At 40.8% G+C, this 20,194-nt stretch carries 22 protein-coding genes; 13 read left to right on the forward strand and 9 right to left on the reverse strand.

Going from position 1 to position 20,194, the window contains the following annotated elements; all coding sequences use genetic code 11:
- The first annotated feature begins 69 nt into the window (after nt 1-69).
- The 3 genes from MD536_RS03015 to MD536_RS03025 are packed head-to-tail and all read left to right on the forward strand — an operon-like array spanning nt 70 to nt 1,952.
- Complete coding sequence (locus MD536_RS03015; RefSeq protein ID WP_239595682.1) at nt 70-711, forward strand: TetR/AcrR family transcriptional regulator; 642 nt, start codon at nt 70-72, stop codon at nt 709-711.
- A 10-nt stretch (nt 712-721) separates the two neighbouring features.
- Nucleotides 722-1,486, forward strand: a complete 765-nt coding sequence (locus MD536_RS03020) for a transporter (protein ID WP_239595683.1) — start codon at nt 722-724, stop codon at nt 1,484-1,486.
- A 1-nt stretch (nt 1,487) separates the two neighbouring features.
- Nucleotides 1,488-1,952 (forward strand): phosphate-starvation-inducible PsiE family protein, encoded by a 465-nt coding sequence (locus MD536_RS03025; protein ID WP_239595684.1) that lies wholly within the window; start codon nt 1,488-1,490, stop codon nt 1,950-1,952.
- 11 nt (nt 1,953-1,963) lie between these two features.
- On the opposite strand, the gene MD536_RS03030 is transcribed toward MD536_RS03025, so the two are convergent.
- Both MD536_RS03030 and MD536_RS03035 read right to left on the reverse strand, forming a co-directional pair.
- Nucleotides 1,964-2,281, reverse strand: a complete 318-nt coding sequence (locus MD536_RS03030; protein ID WP_317208116.1) for a ribonuclease E inhibitor RraB — start codon at nt 2,279-2,281, stop codon at nt 1,964-1,966.
- Nucleotides 2,278-2,454 carry a DUF695 domain-containing protein gene (locus tag MD536_RS03035; protein WP_239595688.1) on the reverse strand — a complete coding sequence of 59 codons (177 nt, stop codon included), beginning with the start codon at nt 2,452-2,454 and terminating at the stop codon, nt 2,278-2,280. Before MD536_RS03035 ends, MD536_RS03030 begins: the two co-directional genes overlap by 4 nt.
- A gap of 34 nt (nt 2,455-2,488) precedes the next feature.
- Here MD536_RS03035 and MD536_RS03040 point away from each other — a divergent pair, with 34 nt between their 5' ends.
- The gene (locus MD536_RS03040; protein WP_239595690.1) at nt 2,489-4,105 is read left to right on the forward strand and encodes a serine hydrolase domain-containing protein; all 1,617 of its coding nucleotides are present in this window, start codon (nt 2,489-2,491) and stop codon (nt 4,103-4,105) included.
- Nucleotides 4,106-4,110: 5 nt separating this feature from the next.
- Here MD536_RS03040 and MD536_RS03045 read toward each other — a convergent pair whose 3' ends face one another.
- Nucleotides 4,111-5,217: a DUF5700 domain-containing putative Zn-dependent protease gene (locus MD536_RS03045; protein ID WP_239595692.1), complete on the reverse strand. Its 1,107-nt coding sequence runs from the start codon at nt 5,215-5,217 to the stop codon at nt 4,111-4,113.
- Nucleotides 5,218-5,311: 94 nt separating this feature from the next.
- Here MD536_RS03045 and MD536_RS03050 point away from each other — a divergent pair, with 94 nt between their 5' ends.
- The 7 genes from MD536_RS03050 (at nt 5,312) to MD536_RS03080 (ending at nt 13,103) form a co-directional block, all read left to right on the forward strand.
- Nucleotides 5,312-6,382, forward strand: coding sequence for a helix-turn-helix domain-containing protein (locus tag MD536_RS03050; protein ID WP_239595695.1), 1,071 nt, complete (start codon nt 5,312-5,314; stop codon nt 6,380-6,382).
- 84 nt (nt 6,383-6,466) lie between these two features.
- Nucleotides 6,467-7,603, forward strand: a complete 1,137-nt coding sequence (locus MD536_RS03055; protein ID WP_239595700.1) for a type 1 glutamine amidotransferase domain-containing protein — start codon at nt 6,467-6,469, stop codon at nt 7,601-7,603.
- Between the two features lie 70 nt (nt 7,604-7,673).
- Complete coding sequence (locus MD536_RS03060; protein ID WP_239595702.1) at nt 7,674-8,189, forward strand: hypothetical protein; 516 nt, start codon at nt 7,674-7,676, stop codon at nt 8,187-8,189.
- 1 nt (nt 8,190) lies between these two features.
- Complete coding sequence (locus tag MD536_RS03065) at nt 8,191-8,397, forward strand: helix-turn-helix domain-containing protein (RefSeq protein ID WP_234865984.1); 207 nt, start codon at nt 8,191-8,193, stop codon at nt 8,395-8,397.
- A 74-nt stretch (nt 8,398-8,471) separates the two neighbouring features.
- Entirely contained in the window at nt 8,472-9,347 is an 876-nt protein-coding gene (locus MD536_RS03070) for an ABC transporter ATP-binding protein (protein ID WP_239595704.1), read from the forward strand.
- Entirely contained in the window at nt 9,344-12,508 is a 3,165-nt protein-coding gene (locus MD536_RS03075) for an ABC transporter permease/M1 family aminopeptidase (protein WP_239595706.1), read from the forward strand. The genes MD536_RS03070 and MD536_RS03075 overlap by 4 nt, the downstream gene beginning before the upstream one ends.
- Nucleotides 12,509-12,518: 10 nt before the next feature.
- On the forward strand, nt 12,519-13,103 hold the full coding sequence (locus tag MD536_RS03080) for a Crp/Fnr family transcriptional regulator (RefSeq protein WP_239595708.1): 585 nt from the start codon (nt 12,519-12,521) through the stop codon (nt 13,101-13,103).
- Here MD536_RS03080 and MD536_RS03085 read toward each other — a convergent pair.
- Genes MD536_RS03085 through MD536_RS03095 form a run of 3 tightly spaced genes read right to left on the reverse strand, consistent with a single transcriptional unit; the run spans nt 13,090 to nt 15,370 of the window.
- Entirely contained in the window at nt 13,090-13,986 is an 897-nt protein-coding gene (locus MD536_RS03085; protein WP_239595710.1) for an alpha/beta hydrolase fold domain-containing protein, read from the reverse strand. The genes MD536_RS03080 and MD536_RS03085 overlap by 14 nt on opposite strands.
- Nucleotides 13,983-14,576, reverse strand: a complete 594-nt coding sequence (locus tag MD536_RS03090) for a hypothetical protein (RefSeq protein WP_239595712.1) — start codon at nt 14,574-14,576, stop codon at nt 13,983-13,985. The genes MD536_RS03085 and MD536_RS03090 overlap by 4 nt, the downstream gene beginning before the upstream one ends.
- A complete protein-coding gene (locus MD536_RS03095; RefSeq protein ID WP_239595714.1) occupies nt 14,573-15,370 on the reverse strand; it encodes a DUF3108 domain-containing protein in 798 nt (265 codons plus the stop codon). Before MD536_RS03095 ends, MD536_RS03090 begins: the two co-directional genes overlap by 4 nt.
- Before the next feature lie 128 nt (nt 15,371-15,498).
- Here MD536_RS03095 and MD536_RS03100 point away from each other — a divergent pair, with 128 nt between their 5' ends.
- The gene (locus MD536_RS03100; RefSeq protein WP_239595716.1) at nt 15,499-16,059 is read left to right on the forward strand and encodes an ankyrin repeat domain-containing protein; all 561 of its coding nucleotides are present in this window, start codon (nt 15,499-15,501) and stop codon (nt 16,057-16,059) included.
- Here MD536_RS03100 and MD536_RS03105 read toward each other — a convergent pair.
- Genes MD536_RS03105 through MD536_RS03115 form a run of 3 tightly spaced genes read right to left on the reverse strand, consistent with a single transcriptional unit; the run spans nt 16,052 to nt 18,681 of the window.
- On the reverse strand, nt 16,052-17,470 hold the full coding sequence (locus tag MD536_RS03105; RefSeq protein ID WP_239595718.1) for a hypothetical protein: 1,419 nt from the start codon (nt 17,468-17,470) through the stop codon (nt 16,052-16,054). The two genes, MD536_RS03100 and MD536_RS03105, sit on opposite strands and share 8 nt — an antisense overlap.
- A gap of 29 nt (nt 17,471-17,499) precedes the next feature.
- A complete protein-coding gene (locus tag MD536_RS03110) occupies nt 17,500-18,042 on the reverse strand; it encodes a M23 family metallopeptidase (protein ID WP_239595720.1) in 543 nt (180 codons plus the stop codon).
- A gap of 15 nt (nt 18,043-18,057) precedes the next feature.
- Entirely contained in the window at nt 18,058-18,681 is a 624-nt protein-coding gene (locus tag MD536_RS03115; protein ID WP_239595722.1) for a hypothetical protein, read from the reverse strand.
- A gap of 346 nt (nt 18,682-19,027) precedes the next feature.
- On the opposite strand from MD536_RS03115, the gene MD536_RS03120 reads away from it, so the two are divergent.
- Nucleotides 19,028-20,191, forward strand: coding sequence for a tetratricopeptide repeat protein (locus MD536_RS03120; RefSeq protein WP_239595724.1), 1,164 nt, complete (start codon nt 19,028-19,030; stop codon nt 20,189-20,191).
- The last annotated feature ends 3 nt before the right edge of the window (nt 20,192-20,194 follow it).

The following is a 20,194-nucleotide window of genomic DNA, read 5'->3' on the forward strand; positions in this document are numbered from 1 at the left end:
TTTTAATAAGCTAAATTGGAAATTCAGAATTGAATACAACCAGGGCTTATTTTAAATTTACCGGGTAGCATGGAAAAACAATCAAAAGGCCAGATTACGCAACAATTTATTCTTGAAGAAGCAAGGAAAATCTATAATGTAGATGGAATCAATCTTACCCTTCGGGAACTGGCTGACAAAATGGGGGTAACCATAGGACGGATAACGAATTATTTTCCGACCAGGGATTATTTGTTTGCAGGAATGTCGAAAGTATATCAGGAAGAATACGAACTACTTGTAAGCAATTTTAAATGGGAATCAAAAATTTCTTTAAACCAATTGTACCAGTTGAACGGACAGATCATGGATTTGCAGTATAAACACCGTTGTCTTTTGTTGTACACCTGCGGTACCAGTATCAACCAAAAGGTTATGATCAGTCAGATTGGAAAAACCTGGAAGTCAAATTTGGGGGGATTTGAAAAATTAATAGTAATGCTAATTGATGCAGGATTGATAAAGGAGAATGCCCGGGACGAAAACGCGTTTATTCAATTGCGGTTTCAATATATCAACTTGTTTACAACCTGGCTGGTATCCTATACCATTTACGATGCTAAGCAATCCTACAAAAAAATGAAACCCGTTTATCAAAAAGGAATACTGGAATCGTTAATGCCTTATTTTACCAGTAAAGGGTTGAAACAGTTCAGGGCATTGTCAGGATAAAAACATAACCATGAGGTGGCTGCTGCCATGTTTGCTTTTGGCTTTTTGCTCTGCAATTCAAGCACAGCAGGAAGTTGATTCATTACAACTGGAGCAGATCCGGCGCGAATCGGGTATTGATCCTACAAGGATTCAATCCAGGATTGGATATAGTATTTTGGTAAGGGACTTTAAGGGGCCTGCTGTTCAGCTTACCAATAGGGTAGGATTGAATTTGGGTGTAAATCAATGGAATTTCAGTCTCAAGTATGAGGTGGTTACAAGATCAACTGGAGAGCCCGGAAGTAGTTTTCATTCCGGTTTTGGTGACATCAAGTTTTCTGTTTTGAATGCCTTCTGGGTGAAGGACGCTCATGCACTAGCAGGAGCCGTGGAGTTTTCCATTCCTACAGGTAAGGTTGGGTACGGTTCCCAGTATTTTACAGCAACTCCATCGCTTACCTATTCCTATACCATCAACCCAAGTACATTTTTTGCTATCCAACCGCAATTCACTACTAGTATCTTAAAAAATCCGGATTATCCTTCTTTACAAATTATAACCATCCGAACCTTTCTGGCACGTTTTAGCAAGAGTGGTTATTTTTTGGTTGCAGAACCCCGACCCGTGATTGATTTAAAAAGGGGAACGGTCGAGTTCGTATTTTCTCCCATCCTTGGAAAATCCCTGGGTGGTGGCTTTAACCTGATTGGTTTAGCTGAAATTCCGCTGGTTCTTGCTGATCCGGGTACACGAACTATTCTTTATCAAATTGGATTCAACAAAAACTTTTAATATGGAACTGGTGGAAAAAAGTACCAAGTGGGTCATTCGAATCCTGATTCTTTTACTGCTTTGTATGTTATTGTATGCCTTGGTTGAATTTCTTTTTCTGGCTGGAAGAGCGATGCTGCTTCGACAGGAAGCATTTTCATTTTCTGCAACTCCAATTGATAGAGACAAACTGTATTTTAATGAATTGCAGGGATTCATTGCTGCGATCTTGCTATTGACTATTTTGATTGAGTTAATTGCCTCCCTGATTGAGTATTTAAAGTTGGGAAGTACGAATTATGTCAAAGTAATCAATGAAATTGCATTGATTGCAACCATCAGGCATTTGCTTGCGCTGGATTTCGAACATATCAATCCTCTTGTACTGGTGGGATTGGCTGCATTGATTTTGGTATTGGGATTGTTTTATTTTATGGCTACAAAAACAATTCATGTTGGAATCAATAAATCATCTGAAAATCCTTAAATAAGTATAGCCTAGTTTTTTATTAATACGGTTTCCCATCCATCGTATTTTCCCTTGCAGGTTGCAGCTTTTTTTCTAAGTGCAAGGGTTACTGTTGTGATTTTATAGGGATCCACAGAATCTATTCTGGAAATTTTAAGCTGGTAGGGATGCTTTAAATCAGATCTGATATTTTTCTCATCAATTGTAAATCCGTCTGATTTTATCTGTTCCATGAAACAGTTACGATCCTTGTCAGTTGAAAAGTAAATCCAATGTTCAACGATTCGTTCTTTGGTCAATGCATCTCCGGACTTCATAAGTTGGAGAACTACCTGTTGATTTCTTATGAACTCTTCATAATATTCATTTGGATAAAGAAAATCAAGGTAGTAAGTTGCATATCCACTATAACCGAACCAGGCTTATTCTCAAAGGTTGCAATATAGTTCTGCCAGTTTTCTTCCTGCGCCTGGAGTTGATTGATTAGTAAAAGGCCAATGAATGCTACGATATATTTCATGGATAAGTTTTGTCTAAACAATGTAGATTCGGGAATGAAACTACTGCTTTTATTGGGATTCTTTCCCCTGCAGCTGTTGGCACAATCCAACTTTTCGGACACTGCCCGCCAGATTGAAACGGTATTGAAGCCCTGGTCAAATCCAAACTTGCCTGGGGTGTCGGTAGCGATTAGCCGGCATGGGCAACTGATCTATGCACAGGCATTCGGATCTGCTGATTTGGAGCACGATGTGCTGAATGATACTGCTACCATTTTTGAAGCAGGATCTGTTTCCAAACAATTTACAGCTACGGCCATCTTATTGCTGGAGCTGGATGGTAAACTCAGCCAGCAGGACGATGTACGGAAATATATACCCGAATTGCCGGATTATGGATCGGTGATAAAAATATACGATCTGATTCATCATCAGAGTGGTTTGCGAGACTGGGGATCGGTTGCAGAAGTTGAGGGTTGGGGGCGCGGTTCAAGAGCACACACAAATGCACATGCACTGCAGATTATCTGTCGACAGACAGCGCTCAACAACCCTCCGGGCACTGAATACATTTACAGCAACAGCAACTATAATCTGATGGCCATCCTTGTGGAGCGGGTGGCCAAAACAAGTTTTGCGCAATTCTGCAAGGATCGCATTTTTATTCCGGCGGGCATGACCCATACCAGTTGGCGGAGTGATTTTCGGCAGGTTGTAAAGAAACGTGCAATCGCTTATCAGCAAACGCCGATGGCACTAAAATTATCCATGCCCTTTGAAGATGCCCATGGAAATGGCGGCTTGCTGACAACCGCCTCAGACCTGGTAAAATGGACTGCGTTTATGCATGGTGGTAAGTTAGGCGGACAAGCATTGCTGGACCGGCAGTTGGAAAAAGGGCGCTTCAGGAATGGAATATTCCATCCGTATGCGGCTGGATTGAGGCTCAGTACGTTTAATGGGCGGGATCAGGTAACGCATAGTGGAGCTACTGCCGGGTATCGGGCCAACCTGGATTATTTTCCTGAAATGGGTTTGTCCATCGCCTTATTATCTAATACCAGTGGTTTCTCCCCGGTACAAATAGCTGAAAAAATAGCGAGCATATTTATTCCAGATCAGCTGAAGATTTCTGCTGCTTCAGGACCGGTTGTTTATAAAGCCGACCCGGCAGCGCAAAAAAAGCTGGCAGGCTGGTATCGCGATGACAGAACAGATGAAGGAATATTTCTTCAGGCATCGGATAGTGTTTTACTAATGCCCAATAAAAAACCTGTTTATGTTGCTACAGATGGAAAGTTAATAGCTAACGGATATCAGCTTCTGTTTAAAAAATCAGGTTTCAAAAGAATTGATTTCGGTCCGCCTGCTGATACCTTGCTCTTCATAAAAGAACCCGCTGCTACCTGGTCGCCGTCTGAATTGAAACAATTTGAAGGGACTTACAGCAGTACAGATGCAAACACTTCCATTCAGATAAAAGTTAGCGGTAATAATTTACAATACATACAGGAACCCAATGCTCCGGTACAATACAGTGCAACCTATAAAAATGGATTTGCAGCACCTGGATCCAGCATTCGATTTGTAAGAGATAAAAAAGGAACGATTGCCGGGTTTATGTTATCAGTTGGCAGGGCCAGGCGCATTGAGTTTAAGAGAATGAATTGAGGTCCTTATAGTTTATTCTCCAGCTCCTTCAATTTTGAAACGATATCTTCAAAAGATTTACTAAATCGTATAAAGCTCTTATCCTCCGGTTGGGATTTGTATAAGCTGATATAATCGATTGTAAACCGAATTGGATCCCCGATCAGGAGGCTGGCAATTGCCTGATTCCCCTGATGTTTGGCGATTTGTCGGGCCATCTCATAGCCGACAAAATAGCCAGTTTCGTCAAAGGCGGTAGAAAATGCAATGTCATAACTGGACTGATAATCAGCACTGGTATCATTAAACTGCCTGTAGACCAGGGCTTCAAATAATTGGAAATTCTGATAGCGGCGCTCCCTGTTTTTCTGGTAATGGGCAATCTGTTCTTCTGAAAAAGCAGCATTCTTTTTCAATTTCGACATGTCGGCTACATAGGTGGCAATACCTTCTGCCCATAGATTATATAGCAGGTAATAGGAAGCTTTTGAGGTATAAGTGATTCCATCGCTTTCTTTTTTGTACGATCTCGTTTTCTGCCCTACATCCTGAAGCGTATGGTATAACTCATGCGCAACCAGATATTGCAATCCATTCAGATCATTGCCGATTTTTTGTAGTGCTACATTAAAAGTTGGATCATCGCCGATTGTAAATCCCAGGGAACCACCACCTGCCAGGAAGCAGGCTTTGGCAGTCGCGTTAAGATCAGCTGGTGTATAAGGTTCAATGATTGATTTTACTTCACTGATAAAGTTTTCCTTATTGGAAATTATATGGGCGAGTAGCTTCTTTATTTCTGGCAGCCTTGATTTTACCAGCTTCCAATTATATTCATCATTCCCCTTTACCGTACCTGTTTCTATAATTTCTTTTAATGTTTGGATGAACACATCTTCTCCTGCACCACTGTATCCTTTCACTTTTTTGATCAGTAACTGATTTCCATATAAACCCGCAACTTTTCTAAGCTGAATGGTATCTGCTTTAGGTTTAGACAATAATTCAATAATGGCCTCGGCACTTTCAATATCAATAGAAATATTCAGATACCGATTTTTGATTGAGTTGTCCTGACTGTAGGCAGGAAGGTAGGCAATAAAAAGCAACAGGAATACTAATTTCCACTTCATCAATAAGGTTTTGAAGTTGTCAAGATAGATAAAAGATCCAAAAAACCAAATGCTGGTTTAATTACCGGATTCAAGTCTTAATTTCCGGATTGATATGGGTGACAAACTAGTTTTTTTTATCAGTACGATCGGATGGTTCAATGGCCTGCTGTTAAGCGCTTATTTCCTGTTTTTCTATAAAAACAGAAAATTATCCGGACTCCTGTTCGGCGCCATGCTGCTGGCCCTAAGTCTGCGGGTAGCCAAGTCCGTGATCTGGTGGTTTAATCCGGAACTTCCGGTTATTTGGGTGCAGCTTGGATTGGTGGCTTGTATTTTTATCGGACCGCTCTTGTATTATTTTCTAAAGGCGGCTATGGATGGTATAAAAGAAATGCCAGCCAGGTGGACCTACACTTTGTTGGGATATGCGCTTGTTTCCCTGGTGCTGTTGTTGTTTTTTTCAGCCCGACCTTATCTTCCAATTTGGCGAAAATTTATTATCCCGTTTATTTACCTGCAATGGTTCGGTTATATAATTGCAAGTGGTTGGCTGATTCGGTCAGTAGTTCTTAAACTTATCAGGAAGGGGGTATCGCTAAAGCCCAATGAAAAATGGATTTTGGGCATTTATATCGGCAGTCTGGTAACTGCTACTGCCTATTTATTGTCATATTTCAATATCCGGCTTTCCTATATTGCCGGTCCCATTAGCTTTTCTGTTTTACTGTATTTAAACAGCCTGATCCTGCTGTATCGTAAAAGAACAGATGAGTTGTTCCAGTCGGAGCCAGAGAAATATGCCAACAAAAAACTCGATGAGCAACTGGCCGGGGATAGTTTAAATAAGCTCGAACAACTGATGCTCCACCAGGAGGTTCATACCAATCCCGATCTAAAATTGAATGACCTGGCTGCTCTGCTGAACCTTTCTGGTCACCAGCTTTCCCAATTGCTGAATGAGCGTCTCGGGAAAAATTTCAATACCTATATCAACGAATACCGGATCCGGCGGGCCTGTGAAATAATCCGGAAAGATCGGAACCTGAAACTGGAAGCCGTGGGGTATGAAGTTGGTTTCAATTCTAAATCAGCTTTCTTCAGTGCCTTTAAAAAATTCACAGGCAAAACCCCGAACCTCTTTAAACAGGAGCAAATCCAGTCAGATTCTGGTACTGATTTATAGATGTTGACCTGAAAACAGGGAATCAATACCTCTTTTAGTTGGACAAACCTGATTTTCGAAAGATTATCAAACAAATCTTTTTGCATGAAAATCAAGGTCTTGTTGTTATTTGCCCTGTTGCCAATGTTGCTGCTTGGGCAATCCAATCCCATCGCTAAGAAATCAAACTTAGCGGGTAAGAAAGTGCTCATCGTAGTAAGCAGTTATGGCAAAAAAGAGGGTAAACTGCGCCCCGGTTTCGAATTCGACGAGTACTCACAAGCTTACCTGATATTCAAAGCAAATGGATTGGAGATTGATGTTACCAGTCCCAAAGGAGGCCCCGCCGAAGCGGATGAATTCAATCGCGCCAAACCCTATAACAAGGCGGTGCTGGAGGATAAAGTGGCGATGGCCAAATTGCAGCAAACCCTTCCAACGGCAAAGGTGAATCCTGCTCAGTACTCGGCCATTTATGTGGTAGGAGGTAAGGGGGCCATGTTCGATTTGCCTTACGATCCATCCCTACAGGAACTTATAAGCGCGGTTTATAAAAAACTGGATGGAGTGGTTGCTGCTGTTTGTCATGGTCCGGCTGCTTTTGTAAACGTAAAACTGGAAGATGGTTCTTATTTAATTGCCAACAGGAAGATCACCGGGTTCTGTAATGAAGAAGAGGATAAGTTCGGCAAGACCTGGAAGGCTGAGTTTCCGTTTTTACTGGAAGATAAATTGAAGGCAAGAGGGGCTCAGTATGAACGAAATGCTGCCATGTTGCCTCAGTTAACCAGGGATGGTAAACTCATAACGGGGCAAAATCCATTTAGTACCACAGTGCTGGCTGAAGAATTGGTAAGGGCGGTTGGCATAGAGCCTGTGTCGAGAACCCTGTATCCCGATGAGCGCAGTATCAACCTGGTAGATAAATACCTGAAAGGGTCAACATCCTGGGCAGCGGAGGAGCTTAAAAAGAATCACGGAGCATATGATCTTGAACTGATTGCTGTATACGGATACTATGGCCTAATCAAAGGAGACGGAAGTAAAGAAGGCATAACCTCTGCTCTCGGTATGATTGAACTGGTAAAACCCTGGGTTTCTAATGAAAACCTGGAGTACGAAATGGCAAAAGGCTATTTAAAACTGGACAACAAAGAGAAAGCCAAAACGATTTTACAACAGGTGGTGGCAAAAACTCCTTCCTTTAAAGAAGCAAAGACTTTATTGGAAGAAATTAATTAGTCAAAAAGATAATAAATTATTGTTTTACGATAATTAATATATACATTTGTATAATTAAATCGTAATTGGTATGAACCCTTCCAGGTTGATTTCGAAATTGGTGTCTTTCCTTTTTTTACTACTTGGAGCTGTGTATGGTTTGACTTTTTTGTACTCCCTGATCTGTCTTATTACAGGTTGGAATGTGGTTCCGTTTAGTGAAGGAAAGCAACTAAATATTCTATATCCATTTTCAGGAAAGCCCTTTTTGATTTTGGATAACAATGGTCTTTATATTGTTTTTTCATTTTTGTTGCCCTGCTTATTATATACCGTTTTCTTTTTTTTGACCGCCAGAATGTTCGGGGTATTCAAACGTCCAAGATTGTTTACGGCTCCCAATCACCTGCAGTTGAAACGATTTTATGTCTTCAATTTGCTGGTACCGCCACTGAGTGTTGCTATAGCTTTTTTCTTTGTAGAAATTGAATTTATAATCGGCGTATTGGTAGTGCTGCACCTGATCATGGGCATCTTTGTATGGTTTGTAGCAGCCATATTCAAACAGGGAATCCAATTGCAAAACGAACAAGATTTATTTATCTGAAATGCCGATTATAGTAAACCTTGATGTGATGCTTGCGAAACGGAAAATGCAAAGCAAGGAATTGGCAGAGAAACTGGACATCACACCAGTGAATCTCTCTATTTTAAAAACAGGAAAAGCAAAAGGTATCCGGTTCGATACACTGGAAGCGATCTGCCGAATTTTGGATTGCCAGCCAGGTGATATCCTTGAGTATCGGGAAGAATAAATCAATCACCATACAGCTCTAAAAAATTGCAACCATCAGGTTGCCTGCTAAACTATTGTCTAAACCTTATCGATATGAATCAACTCAGCATTGAAAAGCTCAACCTTCAGTATAAGAATGGCGTAAAGGCCATTGATGATATCAGTCTTACCATACGAAATGGCATGTTTGGTTTGCTGGGACCCAATGGAGCAGGAAAATCTTCCCTGATGAAAACCATAGTGGGACTGCAACAACCGCAATCAGGGAAACTGCTTTTCAATGGAATTGATATCATTCAACAACCTGAATTTATCCGGAAACAACTCGGTTTTCTGCCCCAGGATTTTGGGGTTTATCCCCGTGCCAGCGCCCTTCAGTTATTACATCATCTTGCTGTGCTGAAAGGAGTAGCCGATGCTAAAGAAAGAAAAAAACAGATTGAAATACTGCTGGAAAAAGTCAATCTGACTGCTGTGAAGAATAAGGAAGTCTTTCGGTTTTCGGGAGGAATGCGACAGCGATTTGGAATTGCGCAGGCATTGCTGGGTAATCCATCCATTATCATTGTGGATGAACCAACAGCCGGACTTGATCCGGAAGAAAGAAATCGTTTCAATGGAATCTTAAGTGAAATCAGCAAGGAGGTGATAGTGCTGCTCTCCACGCACCTGGTAGAGGATGTACGCAACCTGTGCAGTTCGATGGCTATTTTGAAAAATGGAAGGATCCGCGTTGTTGGTAGTCCGGGTGAACTGGTATCCACCCTGCAAGGAAAAATATGGGCAAAAAAGATCAGCAAAACTGAATTGGCAGATGTTGAACAACGATTTCATGTAATTAGTCATCAGTGGGTGGAGACGCAACTGGTTGTTTCTGTTTATGCGACCCAACAGCCGGAAGGCTTTGATGCAGTCCTTCCCACCTTAGAGCATTTTTATTTTTATACCATCAAGCAGGCTGCAGCATGAGATCCGTATTGTTATTCGATATCCATTCCTCTATAAGAAATTATGTGTCTTATTTAGTGCTGCTGCTCTGTGCCGCGATGGGCCTCTATGCCGGCTCCAATTTCAATATTTCAGTAGGAGAAGGGATATATCTAAACTCTCCCTTTTCCATTGGATATATTACAGGTTTTCTCAGCCTGGCTGTGATCTTTATTGCAAGTATCATTGGAAGTCAGTTACTCTTTAAGGAGTGGGATGCGCGGATGGACAGCTTAGTTTTTACTACACCTCTTTCAAAGACTGCATTCCTTACAGGGAGGGCTCTTTCCTATGTATTGGTGGTACTGTTTATTTTTCTTTCTCTTTATACCGGATTCGTAATCGGACAAAGCAATCGTACCGGTTCCGAAATACAGCCTGGATTGTACCTGGTTCGTTACCTGTATGCATTTATGGTGCTGGTACTGCCTTCCTTGTTATTCGTTTGTTCATTTCTGTTGTTTGTTGCCATGCGTTCAAAGCGTAAGTTGTTATTGGTAATTTCCGGTTTATTAGTGTATGTCTTGTATATGGTAGTGCTGGTCTATTCCAATTCGCCTTTTATGAATGCCACTTCTCCACAATCGGTGGCTGCTCAAAAATTGGCGGCACTATTGGATCCATTCGGACTCTCTGCTTATTATTATGCAGCACGAGATTTTTCAGTTAATCAGCGAAACCAGGAACTGGTGCCATTAACCGGTTTCTTTTTATTGAACCGGTTGCTTTATAGTGCACTGGCTGTTGTATTTATTTATTTTTCGTACCTCTCTTTTTCGGTTACACAGGGTAAAAAGAGTCGCGCAGGAAAAAGCACTGCTGTTCATTCTGAAAATAAACCTATTGGGTTCAGTCCGGTCCTGACGGCACAGGTAAAATTTAAGTTGCCACAACAATTAAAAGCGATTTATTCCTTTGTGAAACTTGACCTGGTGTATGTATTTAAAAGCGTAGTTCTGCCAGCCTCTGGTTTACTATTGGTATTTGCTGTGGGAATGGAAATGATTGGTGAGATTGAAAAAGGAATCCGTATGCCACAACGTTACGCCAGTTCAGGGTTATTGGCAGGTGTAATCAATGAAAACTTCCAGGTGTTGGGATTGTTTCTGATTACCTATTTTATCAATGATCTCTATTGGAGGAGTGCGGCTTTCCGATTCAATTTGGTGGAAGGCAGTACGGGTTTTGCACATACGAAAGTAGTGGCACATGCATTCAGTATATCGGCGCTGATCCTGTTTTATTCACTACTGCTTATTGGAGAAGGGTTGCTATTCCAACTAGCCTATCAATATACGATAGTTGATGCAGGTGCTTACCTGGGAGTATTGATATTCAACAGCCTTCCATTGGTATTGCTAAGTTGCTTATTACTGCTCATCAATTTCATACTGCCTCACAAGTATATCGCACTGGGATTGTCTTTCCTGTTTGCTTTGCTGCTAGCAAGTCCGTTAGCGTTGAATCTGTTCAAACATCCCTTAGCGTTGTTACTAACTGGTTATTCAGCCACCTGGACAGATTTTAGCGGCTATGGTGGGTATCTTGGTACATTTCTGCAAAAGGTGATGATAGGAGTCGGTGTAGTTGCGATTTTATGGATGTTAGTACGAGTAGTTATTTCGAAGAAGCGTAGGATTTTATTGGGAATCTTACCAATAGCTATACTACTCGCTTTTGCCATACCCAACTACATCGAAGGGTATAAGAACCTGGATAAACAGGAGCAGCAGCAGAAAGCTGTCAACTATGAGAAAGGTTATAGAAGATTCCAGGAACTGCCTCAGCCAACTATACAGCATGTAACAACCAAAATAGATCTGTATCCTGAAAAACGGTGTTATCAAATCGAAGGAACCTATCTGTTGCGTAATACAACTTCACTTGAAATGCCGACAGTATTGGTGAATTTTCCGGATGGATTGAAGCTTGAATCAGCAGCACTCAGCTATGGTGAGGAACTGGTGTCTATTCAAGAAGAGGTGCAAGCTATTCGGTTAAAAAAAGTTATTCAACCCGGCGACAGTGCTTATCTGCAATTCCGCTTGCACTATCAATGGCATCCGGTTAATGCGCACCAGCCGGTGAATCTGATCCAGGAAAATGGAAGTTTCATGCGGATCAGTCGCTATTTCCCAATTATTGGTTACAATGCTGCGATTGAACTGGAAGATTCATTGGAACGTATTCAATATGGATTAGGACCAGCAACCCAGCTTAAAAAACTGGAGGCTCCAAAAGACAATGGGGAAGATTTTATAGGACTCGATATGGTGGTATCCACCAGTGCGCAGGAGCAGGTGATTGGTACCGGTAAGTTGCTGAAACAATGGGAGCAGGAAGGCCGGAATTATTTTCAATTCCATGCAGAAAAAATCCCTTTTCGCTTTGCGTTATCATCAGCCAGTTATGCGGTAAGCAAAACAGTTCACAGTGGTATCCCCATACAGGTGTATCATCATCCGCTGCATCATGAAAATGTAGCGGCACTGATCTCGCAAACTAAAAAGAGCCTGGACTACTGTCTGCAATATTTTGGAACCTATCCATTTCAGCAAATCACCTACGCGGAAATTCCTTCTTTCGTACAAGGATTCAATGCCACTGCTTATCCGGGTGTAATCTTTATGAATGAGGGTATGGCCTTTCATTCCAATCTGCAGGCAGAGCCTGATAACGATGTGATTATGGAACTGGCAGCGCATGAATTATCACATTACTGGTGGGGAAATAACCAGCTTTCGCCGGATGATCGCGAGGGGGCAAGTATGTTAACAGAGAGCCTGGCTATGTATACGGAAATGATGCTTTATAAACAGCAATACGGGGCAGTAAAAATGAAAGCCCGATTGGCCCTGCATGAGCAGATCTACCAGGCTGAAAAAGGATATTTTAAACCAGCGCCGCTTTATAAGGTTAGTCCCGGAGCCACTCACCTGGCTTATTCTAAAGGTGCTCTTGTGATGGTAAAACTTTCTGAATTGCTGGGTGAAGAAAAGCTGAATCATTTTTTGAAAGAATTTCTGGAGCGATATAAGTATCCTCACCGGGCAACTACGCTGGATTTTTTGGAGTTACTAAAAAGCAGGGTTCCTGCCACGATGCAGCAGCATATCTTGTCATTGTTTACAAGTATGGATTAAAAAACCAACTATGGAATTAGCAGCACAACTGAAACAGGCTTTTGATCCTTATTTTTCTGCGTCCCAACAGGTATGGGAGCGGGTAGTAGAGCTGGGGGAATGGTATACCGCAAGTTCAGGAGAAATACTGAAGCGGCCCAACAGCTCCGAATATTACCTGAGTTTTATCATTCAGGGATCAGGTGGAGTATTTCTGACCAAGCGAAACAGTTTATTCTGTATTGATCTTTGTTATGAGTATGAATTCTTTGGCGATTATATGTCGTTTTTATCTGGACAGCCTACTGAATTGGAAATTAAAACCTTTGAACAAACAGAATTGTTTCGGATATCCAAAAGCAGCTTTGAGCAATTGCAAAAAGCGAGTACCTATGGTGATAAATTCTTTCGATATGCTGCGGAATCATTGTTTATGCATAAACAACAGCAGCAGATAGATTTGATCAGTAAAACCGCTGAAGAACGATATGAAAATCTAAAGAAAAAACAAGCTCAAATCCTGCAGCGAACACCTCAGAAATACATTGCCTGCTATTTGGGCATCACACCTCAAAGCCTGAGCCGGATCAGAAAAAAAAGTATTATCCGGCACTAGTGTTCAGTAAGGTAATAAGTTGATTTCTGGCCTGTTTTTCTTCCTTCATAACCGGTAGCAAAGGCCATATGTGCGGCATTCCTTTTCCAATAACCAGATAAAAATTTTCATTGGTTTCTTTTAATCGCTGAGCAAAAAGTTCCTGATCCGGATAGGTAATATCGAGTTCCCCTGCAAATAAATGCGTTTCAGGAAATCCTTTACAGGATCCGTAGAGCGGTGAGAGTCGAGGGTCACTGAGATCACCCGCAATTGAACAAAGTTGTTTGGCACTTTTTGCACCAGCAACAGAAAGCATAGGATCATGGGGTTCAATTGCTGCAATAGCAGGATTGCTAAAACTGGCATCCAGTACTGGTGATAGCAGAATGAGCTTTGATGGAAGCGGTTGCTTCTTTTTGATAAGTCGCTGTACCAATGCAATAACCAGGGTACCACCAACTGAATCCCCCAACAATACTATATTTTCAGGCGCATAGTGAGATAACGCAAAGGCATACACTTCGTCCAGGTTTTCTGAAATAAGATTAATCCGGTGCTCAGGAGCTTTGGGATAATTGCAGAGCCAGCTGGAGAAAGTGGTTTTATCTACCAGTGTTTCCAAAAAATCCCAGTGGTGCCGCCCCGGACCAGCAACAAAAGCTCCCCCATGAACATAGAGGAGCAATCGTTCCGGTCGGCTGGTTTTTCTGATAACTGTTATGGAGCTTTCGTTTATTTTAAATGTCGTGGTTTCAAATTTTCTAAGCAAACCATTGGTAGGCCGATGCACATCGTTTTCTCTTATTTTCCTGAAGTTGATCGGACTTTCACTGAATTGCTTTTTGATTCCCTTGATTTTGAGCATGCCCAAAAACAGGTAAAAGGATAAACTTCGACTCATCTTAAAACAACCTCCATTATTTCGTTTTCATCTTTCACCTCAATGAACTTCTCCAGGCGGTGGTTTTTGGATACGCTGTATCGTTCTTTCTGATAAAAGCGGGTGCCATAGGAATTGGTACCTACTTCTACATCCTGGGAATAGCGTTGAGTGGTGGTCATAAAGGCCTGAAGAAAATATTTGCCTGGTTTCATTTTTTCAAAAACAAAACGTCCATAGTTATCGGAAGTAGTTTCCAGCCGATACCGGAAGGCTTCATCTGAAATATATACACGGGTCCGCTTGTCTTCTTTTTTCTCTCGTAATTCATACCATTCCATAAAATAGGGAGTAACCGGATACAAGGTAATCTTGACACCCGCACCATAGGTCTTACCACCTCCAATAGTCATTTTATCTGTTTTTTTAAAAATGATTCCTTTAATGGTACTTGTTCCGTAGGTTAGCATTTTCTTGGCTGCTAACGAATCAAAAGCCTGTTGCGGATACAGGTTTTGGATTTCATTTTTGGAGGCACGCTTGTCTGCACTTTTAACCGGACTGCAGGCTGCCGCTAACAAAATAAGGGCAGGATAAAACAGTGATTTCATAATGATGCCGTAGCTATTTTTATTTTGTATCGATAAAACTGATTATTAATAACCTGTTCGAGTTTCAGCACTTCTTTGGTTTTTTTGCTGATCCAGAAAGTTTCTTTGTTTCCTTTTGTTTCATGAACCAGTAACCAGCAATCTATTTTTTGTTGGTCATATCCTTCCAGTTGAGCCGATCCCGTAACTGCATACACTACCTGTTGCAGACCTGTTCGGGTGGCTGGATCATAAAAGGGGATTCTGAATACAGCATCTTTTTTAAACGGTAATGTGGAGAATACTTCCAGGTCGAGATGCCAGTTGAAATTTGTTTGGTTACGGCTATTCGTAAATCCCTGCCACATTTCCTTAAATCGTTGTGCGGTATCCTGATCAGAAAGTTCACGATCATTAACTATTAATTTACCGGCTGGAAAATCAACTTTTGTAGTGCCTGCATTGATCCATTGACTGCCTGATTTCCACCAGAATTCATGGGTGACAGGTGCAAAGGTTTTGGCATCACAAACAGAATGGGTTGTATGAACGATTGTATCTTCAGCAACCCAGCGCTGGTCGATTACCAGTTGATTGTTTCCATTGGTGTTTTGAAGTTGGATGGTTCTGGTCCAGAATTGGGGTTTGGAAATCGGTTTATCTTTACCCATTTTGAAATAGACGAGATACTGGTTAGTTCCTTGTTTCAGGACAGCAGTTGAAATATGCTTAGAAGTGATGTCCAGAGTATCCCCTGGATTAGCAAATGATGACAGGTGTAATAACAGTGCAAAAGCAAGAACTGAAAAGCGCATACCTAATTTTTAGGAAAGGTAAAATCGCACCAATTTCTATTTCTTACCTTATGGTAATTTATCAAGAAATTTAGTTCTTGATAAGTTTGGGTTTGTCTGTATGATGTAATTTTCATCAAAGAATTCAAATGAAATATCTGGTACTAATCAGTTTTTTTATTAGTAGTACGGTTTGTGCACAACTAAAGGATAGTGCGAATCAGTTGTTGCTCGCAGCAGCCCTTCATGGCAATGTACAGGATATCAAAAAGGCAGTTCAGCTGGGTGCCGATATCAATGCAAAAAATGAACAGGGAGCCACTGCCCTGAATATGGTTTGTAAATTGAGTTATGAATTTCTGGTTCCTTATCTGATTGAAAAAGGAGCAACGGTTAATAGTCCGAATAACGATCATATATATCCCTTGCATTATGCTGTTGAATATGATAATGTTGCTATTGTTAAGGCGCTTTTGAATAACGGGGCAGACATCAACGTATTGGATGGTATACAGGAGACACCCTTGCACTGGGCAGGCTGGACTGGTAATATCCGGGCTGCAAAATTACTGCTGAAACAGGGAGCCAATCCCTACAAAGGGAATAATAGTGGAGTTACTCCCATTGATTTAACCATCCGGCAGGAGCATAAAAAATTGCAGCGTTTATTTCAGAAAAGAAAGTACGGGCATTTTAAACCATCTAACTAATATTTTCAGTTCTTAGATTCAACCACCACTGTAACAGTTCTTCGAGTGAAAGAAGGGATCTTTTGTATTCAATATTTTGCTCTGGTTTATCAGACCAATAGGTAGATTCCTGCAGCATTTCTTCTGGTGTTTTTGCATAGATTGCTGTCACGATTCGCTTTCTGTTATAGGCTTCCATCATTAAAGGTGTAAATCGTTCACGGTCCATTGCAAGTCCGTATTCCAATAAATTGGGAAGTAGGTTTTCTGTACCTCTTTGAGGTTTGGAATCCAGGATAAATCGTATGGTTCGCTCAAAAATATTAAGTATTTCAGGCTTCTTATCAGGTTCATGGGTACTGGTTAATATAAGCCCTTCGGCAAGCGATATGGCTGACCACTCGTGAGCGTAGTTTTCCTTTAAAGCATTTTCCATGATGCTGAGTTCCTTTCGACCCAGTTTCCAGCTTACCAGGTAGGCCATTTCCAGCAAAAAATCTCCCATCCAGAACTCAATTAAGTCGGCAGGCTTGCGAAGGAAGCTTAACCATTCCTCTATATCTCCTGGCTGTTCCAGTTCTGCCAGTAAAAGAAATCCCGCAAGAGCCAAATCCGGTTGTATGGATTCCGGAATAAACTCACGATAATAAAAGTCGTTAAAATAGATTTCACGAATAGCTGAACGCAAATCAGGAACTAAACTTTCACGCGGCAACTCTAGTAATTGGAGCAGAGCAGGTATATCTTCCGGAAATAATTCCCGTTGCAAAATAGATAGTTCCGGGTGTCGGAAGGATGGCAGTTTGTAATACTGAGTACCTGCAACTTTTTTATAAAGGAGTTGCAGCATCTCGTGTGTAGGAGCATCATATTCTTCCGGCTCAATATAATCGTCTAGTAGTTCAATGAGCTCTTCGTATTCCTGGAATTCTTTCGGCATGGTCTCCAATACCTGAATAATTTTTTGGAATTGATCAAACCCCAGATGAAATTCACTGTTAACAAACAGCCACTCTGCAACTAATTGTTCATATGGCAACCATTCTTCCAGGGCAACTGATAGTCTGTGAGGGAATTGTTGCTCAAAGGGTAGGGAGAAATCTGCCAAAACTTCCATCATATCAAATTCTTCCAGCTCCAGTAAAATTTCACCAAGGGAAGTGAGAACTATTGGGTCACGGGGATAAGATTCTTTTAACGGTAGTAAAAGATCAAGAGCCTGCCTGGATTTCCCCTGGTAATGGTAGACTCTTGCCAACGTACAGGAAGGTTCAGGAAAACCTGGATAGTCGCTCCTTAGTAATTTCAGCTTATGTACTACTGGTTGATTACTGTTTAATACTTGTTCTTCCAGCGTATCCAATTGTAGCTTTAGGCTGACAGGCAGTAGAGGAGATCGATCTGTAGCGAAATAGTCGGTAATGATTTTCATGGTTGATTAACTGGCCAGGTTGTAAAATCTTACCGTAAAGGTGAAGCTTTTTTCATCAGTTCCCTCTGCTCTTCCGAATAATATTTAATTAAGTCGGGATTGAACCAGTCTTCAATGGATTCAATTTCTTTATACTTAAAGGCAACTAAAAATTCTAGTTCATATGTATCATCAAAGCCTTTACTTAAACGACCTATTTTTGTATTTGCCAGGACAAGATCATTTTTATTAACATAACATTCTTCCAAATCAGAATAGATTAAATAATAGTCCCCGTATTTAATAATAACTGCTTTTATATCTCCTATTGTAAAAACTGCTGCTACTTTTCCGTCTGCAACGCTGTATACTTCAGATGGTTGGTTAGAGATAAATATAATCGAATTGGAAAAAGAACAAGATATCGTAAGTCCTTTATCACCATTATTAGGAAGTGAAATTTTATTTAAATTATCTATCGGCATCCTCCATTTACCCTTACTAAGTTCAAATGTTTTATTGGAGTCCAATTGTGCATGAACGCAATCGGTAAGAAAGCAACCTAATAAAATTATGAAGATGCGAATGATCATTTGATTTTTTGAATATTATGGATAAAGTTCAAAATAATCATTTCCCGGTCTAACGAGTATTATTTTATTTATGTTGCTATTATTGTCTAAAAAGTTGCTGGATGCTATCGATTTTTTTATATCCTTTTTTAGTGAATCGATAATTTGATTCATGGGCATCTTTTGGTACTCTTGAAGTTGAATATTGGGCTGGCTTGAAATCGGCATGTTTTTCATTTTGTTCACTAATTCATTTAGATCATTTGAATGGATACTAAAGTAACCTAATGTTAAGTAAAAATTTGTTGGGGTTTCTGCAACACGGAAGACAATAATTTTTTCTGATGTATCAAATGGGTTAACTGGTTTTATGTTAGTTAGCCATTGATTCAATGTTGGATAGGTTGAATCGGGAGGTAGTGGAGGAGGTGGTTCTTCATATTGATGTGTGCTAGAAATAGGTTCTAGAACAGTATGACTATTTGTATCATTGTTGTTGCATGATAATAGCAGTGAGATTAGAAAAAAAATCTTATTAGATCGTAAAATATTTTTTTTTAAATAGTTGATCGACCACTCTGTAATGGGAGGTTGATCAATTACCTGAGTATAGGATGAGGTAACCATGAGGTTTCTATGAGGTTTCCATGAGGTTTCCATGAGGTAACAATAAGGTAAGAAAAATGCAATCTAAACTTATCATGAACCAAAACCCTAGCTTTGTATAGTTATAGCACTATTAAAAATCCATACTGTATAGTTATTTTAGGATCCGACAACCGTCCAAGTACCGTTAGTTGACCGTTCTGGCACCGTTATTTGACCGTCAGTGAACCGTTAGTAAACCGTTCTGGAATCGTTCCCAACCGTTCATCTGAAAATTAGAACTAGAACACAAATCTGATTTGCTACCGTGATTTTACTATTTTTTTCTGAAAATGAAAAGAAAATTTCATTTGAGAAACAAGCTTTGGAAGGTAGAAGGAAATGACATAAGTTTCAGCTGATGAACAATTGGTTATTTATCTGCCTCTGTTATTTTGGATCAGTTTTGCCTTCGGTTGCTCAGCAGGATCGGTATACGCCACGCTATTCTTCTACGTTGCATGCAGTGTTGAAGATGGAGGAAGTTCGGATGGGCCGCAGCGATCTCATAAACCGATATGATTCCATCTTCAGGTTCGTGGACCACCTGATAGACCGGGCCAAAACTGAATGCTCGTATAGTGCGGTTGATAATTCCAACTCTACAGCGAGGCATTTGCTGAAAAGTATACACGATTTATTATTGGATGAAGGATTCATTTTCAACCGATCGAAAGGTAGTTTTTATGAATCACTGACACCCATATCTCCCGATTCTCCTGAAATACCAAAATACCTGGCCAATCTTCGTCCGGCTGAACGCCGAGCGGCTGCTAAACGTAAACCAATTGCCTATTTCCTCGCCGATTGTGATATCAGTGTACTCTTGTATATGGCCTTGGGGGAAACGCTGCAGCTGCCAGTAACTGCAATATGGCTTCCCAAGCACATGATCTTGAGATGGGAGTTACCGGATAAAAGCAGTCTGCTGGTTGAAACACAAAGCGGCCGCATCAGTCAAAGCGAGGATCTCTATCGTGAAAAATACAGAATCAGTTTAGCTGAAGAAATTACGTATGAATATTTCAAACCCTTGGGATCTACTGAACTGAAAGGATTGTACAGTATGCTATTTGGAATTGATAAATGGCTCTATCCTGCTTGTAGCGACAACCTACGCGGACAGTTTCTTGATCAGGCACTCGCATTGCGACCAGAGTTTCCATTCTTGCAGGTCATGTGCATCAATCACTGGCTGGTAACAGGGGATACAGTCCGGTATGAAAATGCATCAAGACTGGCAGCATCCTTACTTGAAATTACTCCACAGCATCTGTATTATCAATTGGTATATGCATATGCTTCCATCAAAACCGGGAAAGCTGGTGAAATGGTGCAGCAGCTTGAAATGGAATTACAGCAGGATGAAACGAATGCTGCATTGATAGGCATGCTTGCTTATGCCTATCTGAAAACAGGGCAATCAGAAAAAGCATGTGAACATTTTGCCAAAGCAAAAGCGCTGGGAGTAAAGGAACATACTGAAAAAGAGATTCTTGAGTTTTTGGAGAAAAGTTGCAATTAGCAC

Origin of the sequence: Flavihumibacter cheonanensis (assembly GCF_022352215.1) — a bacterium.
In the GTDB taxonomy this organism is placed as follows: domain Bacteria; phylum Bacteroidota; class Bacteroidia; order Chitinophagales; family Chitinophagaceae; genus Flavihumibacter; species Flavihumibacter cheonanensis.